At 59.8% G+C, this 3591-nt stretch carries 4 protein-coding genes and 1 pseudogene; all 5 read right to left on the bottom strand.

The annotated features are described in order from the left end of the window. A pseudogene (locus tag CW360_RS15355) lies at positions 1–82 on the bottom strand (cytochrome-c oxidase, cbb3-type subunit II); the annotation flags it as partial. Continuing rightward, entirely contained in the window at positions 82–1524 is a 1443-nt protein-coding gene (gene ccoN / locus CW360_RS15350) for a cytochrome-c oxidase, cbb3-type subunit I (protein WP_101194302.1), read from the bottom strand. The pseudogene CW360_RS15355 and the gene ccoN, both read right to left, overlap by 1 nt. A 353-nt stretch (positions 1525–1877) precedes the next feature. Continuing rightward, positions 1878–2810, bottom strand: a complete 933-nt coding sequence (gene ccoP, locus CW360_RS15345; RefSeq protein WP_101194301.1) for a cytochrome-c oxidase, cbb3-type subunit III — start codon at positions 2808–2810, stop codon at positions 1878–1880. Continuing rightward, complete coding sequence (locus tag CW360_RS15340; RefSeq protein ID WP_101194303.1) at positions 2807–2992, bottom strand: cbb3-type cytochrome oxidase subunit 3; 186 nt, start codon at positions 2990–2992, stop codon at positions 2807–2809. Before CW360_RS15340 ends, ccoP begins: the two co-directional genes overlap by 4 nt. Before the next feature lie 6 nt (positions 2993–2998). Further along, positions 2999–3591 (bottom strand): cytochrome-c oxidase, cbb3-type subunit II (gene ccoO / locus CW360_RS15335; protein WP_101192526.1); only part of this gene is annotated, 593 nt, incomplete at its 5' end.

The raw sequence follows: 3591 nt of genomic DNA, 5'->3' as shown, positions 1-3591 counted from the left end.
CCAGGCCGCCGATGGAGACGGCCAGGACCATGAACAGGGCCAGCAGGCCGACGTTCTTCTCGACTACTTCATGCTGTTTCATCAGTGGGCAACTCCAGCAGGAATTTGCGCGCCGGTGTCATATTCGGCCGGCTTGGCCGCGCGCACGGTGCGCCAGGTGTTATAGGCCATCAACAGCATGCCGATGACGAAGAAGGCACCGCCAATGGCACGTACGATGTAGCCCGGATGACTGGCTTCCAGTGCTTCGACGAAGGAGTAGGTGAGGGTGCCGTCATCGTTGATTGCACGCCACATCAGGCCTTGGGCGATACCGTTGACCCACATCGAAGCGATGTACAGCACGGTGCCGATGGTTGCCAGCCAGAAGTGGGTGTTGATCAGGCCGATGCTGTGCATCTGCTCGCGGCCGAACACCTTGGGGATCAGGTGATACATGGCGCCGATGGAGATCATGGCTACCCAGCCCAGTGCGCCAGCGTGTACGTGGCCGATGGTCCAGTCGGTGTAGTGCGACAAAGCATTCACGGTCTTGATCGCCATCATTGGGCCTTCGAAGGTGGACATGCCATAAAAGGCCAAGGAAACCACCAGGAAGCGCAGGATGGGATCGGTACGCAGCTTATGCCAGGCACCCGAGAGGGTCATCATGCCGTTGATCATGCCACCCCAGCTCGGGGCGAGGAGGATCAGCGACATCACCATGCCCAGCGACTGTGCCCAGTCGGGCAGGGCGGTGTAGTGCAAGTGGTGCGGACCTGCCCAGATGTAGACGCTGATCAGTGCCCAGAAGTGCACGATCGACAGACGATAGGAGTAGATCGGGCGACCGGCCTGCTTGGGCACGAAGTAGTACATCATGCCGAGGAAGCCGGCGGTCAGGAAGAAGCCTACGGCGTTGTGGCCGTACCACCATTGCACCATGGCATCCGTCGCACCCGAGTAGATCGAGTAGGACTTGAACCAGGTCACCGGGATTTCCAGGTTGTTGACGATATGCAACAGCGCTACGGTGAGGATGAAACCGCCGTAGAACCAGTTGCCTACGTAGATGTGCTTGGTCTGGCGCTTGACGATGGTGCCGAAGAACACGATGGCATAACTCACCCAGACGACGGCGATGAGGATGTCGATCGGCCACTCCAGTTCGGCGTATTCCTTGGAACTGGTCCAGCCCATGGGCAGGCTGATCACAGCCAGCACGATCACGGCTTGCCAGCCCCAGAAGGTGAAGGCAGCCAGGCCGTCAGAGATCAGGCGGGTTTGCGAAGTGCGCTGCACCACGTAGTAGGACGTGGCGAACAGTGCGCAGCCGCCGAAGGCGAAGATCACCGCGTTGGTGTGCAATGGGCGCAGACGCCCGAAACTGGTCCAAGGCAAGTTCAGGTTCAGCTCTGGCCACACCAATTGTGCGGCAATCAGAACACCGAGACCCATCCCGATGACTCCCCAGATCACCGTCATAATGGCGAACTGGCGAACCACCTTATAGTTATAAGCAGTCTGACTGATTGCTGTACTCATGCTAGGGGTTCCACGGTTAATGGAGGTTTTTAGGGGCAAAAAAGCGGCGGCAGTATGGAGAAAGCAGGTTGCCAATGCAACGCAAACACCCAGTCAGAACGGCTGATCCAGCGGATCGGTCGTTTTTTTCATAGGTGTTTTCTGCAGCTTAGCCGAAGCTTTTCAGCCTGTTGCATGACGCGCGAAGAAAGGGGTTGCCTTGCTGTTGTCGAGGTGGCAACTGACATCAGCTTAGAACACTTGCCTTGTTTTTGAGCAAGTTTTGCCAGGCCTGCGGCATTTTGTCGCGCGGGGAGGGGCTTGGATCAGGGAAGGGGTGGGTGGCAGGCCGTAGCCTGCCACCGGGGTAACACTTACTGAGCGCCTGCTTCGGCCTGTTGCGACAGGCTGTATACGTAGGCGGCCAGGATGTGCACCTTGTCCGCACCCAGGTAGGGTTCCTGAGCGGGCATCTGGCCGTTGCGGCCATAGCGGATGGTCTGTTGCAGTTGAGCCATGCTGGTGCCGTAGATCCAGCCAGCCGGGCTGGTCAGGTCGGGGGCGCCCAGCATGGGCATGCCCTTGCCTTCGGCTCCGTGGCAAACCGAGCAGTTGGTGGCATAGATTTCTTTGCCTTTGCCCAGGTCGGCCTGTACGTCGTCCGCCAGTTTCAGCTTGGCCAGATCCTGACGCACGTAAGCGGCTACGTTCTTCACGCCTTCTTCGCCGATTACCGCGCCCCAGCCGGGCATTACGCCCAGGCGGCCGTTGAGGATCGAGGCCTGGATGGCATCCGGCTCACCGCCCCAGCGCCAGTGCTTGTCGGTCAGGTTGGGGAAGCCCATGGAGCCCTTGGCATCCGAACCGTGACAGATGGCGCAGTAGGTCGAGAACAGGCGACCGCCCATTTTCATGGCTGCTTCGTCCTTGGCTACTTCGGTAATGGGCATGGCGGCATATTTGGCGAAGATCGGCCCATATTGCGCGTCAGCTTTGTCCATTTCACGTTGCCACTGACCGACCTGGGTCCAGCCGTTTTCGTAGCCAGGGAAAATGCCTTTCCAGTTGCCCAGGCCCGGGTAGAGCACCAGGTAGACAGCAGTGAAGGCGATGGTGCCGATGAACAGCATGAACCACCACTTGGGTAGTGGGTTGTCATACTCCTCGATGCCATCGAAAGAGTGGCCCATGGTCTTGTCGGTGCCGCCCTTGGGTTCACCCTTGCGGGTGGCGAATACCAGCCAAAGCAGCGCCACCAGGGTGGCGATGGTGAGGATGGTGATGTACCAACTCCAGAACGTGGTCATTGGTGATTGCTCCTGGATACCTGTTGAGAAGCCGATGGGGTCTGGGCGTCGTCAGCGAAGGGCAGCTGGGCTGCCGCGTCGAAGCTGGGCTTGCGTTTGCCGCTATAGGCCCAGAGGACCACGCCGATAAAGGCTACGAACACCAGCAGGGTGCCGAGGCCACGAAGCGTCCCGATGTCCATCATGCGTTACCGTTTGTTCTTGATAGAGGTGCCCAGAACCTGCAAGTAGGCAACCAGGGCGTCCATTTCAGTCTTGCCTTGTACGGCTTCACGTGCGCCTGCGATGTCGTCGGCGCTGTAGGGCACACCCAGGGTGCGCAGCGCTTTCATCTTGGCGGCAGTGTCCTTGCCATCCAGGGTGTTTTCGACCAGCCAGGGATAGGCGGGCATCTTCGACTCGGGCACGACGTTGCGCGGGTTGTACAGGTGCGCACGGTGCCAGTCGTCGGAGTAGCGGCCGCCGACGCGGGCCAGGTCCGGACCGGTCCGCTTGGAACCCCACAGGAAGGGGTGGTCCCAGACGCTCTCACCGGCGACCGAGTAGTGGCCGTAGCGTTCGGTTTCCGCGCGGAACGGACGGATCATCTGCGAATGGCAGCCCACGCAGCCTTCCTTGATGTAGATGTCACGACCTTCCAGTTGCAGGGCGGTGTAGGGCTTCATGCCTTCTACCGGCTCGTTCACTTCGTTCTGGAAGAACAGCGGGACGATTTGCACCAGGCCGCCGATGGAGACGGCCAGGACCATGAACAGGGCCAGCAGGCCGACGTTCTTCTCGA

The organism is Pseudomonas fluvialis, from assembly GCF_002835605.1.
Classification (GTDB): Bacteria; Pseudomonadota; Gammaproteobacteria; order Pseudomonadales; family Pseudomonadaceae; genus Aquipseudomonas; species Aquipseudomonas fluvialis.
The sequence above is the reverse complement of the archived record's forward strand: the minus strand, read 5'-3'. Positions and strand labels throughout refer to the sequence as shown.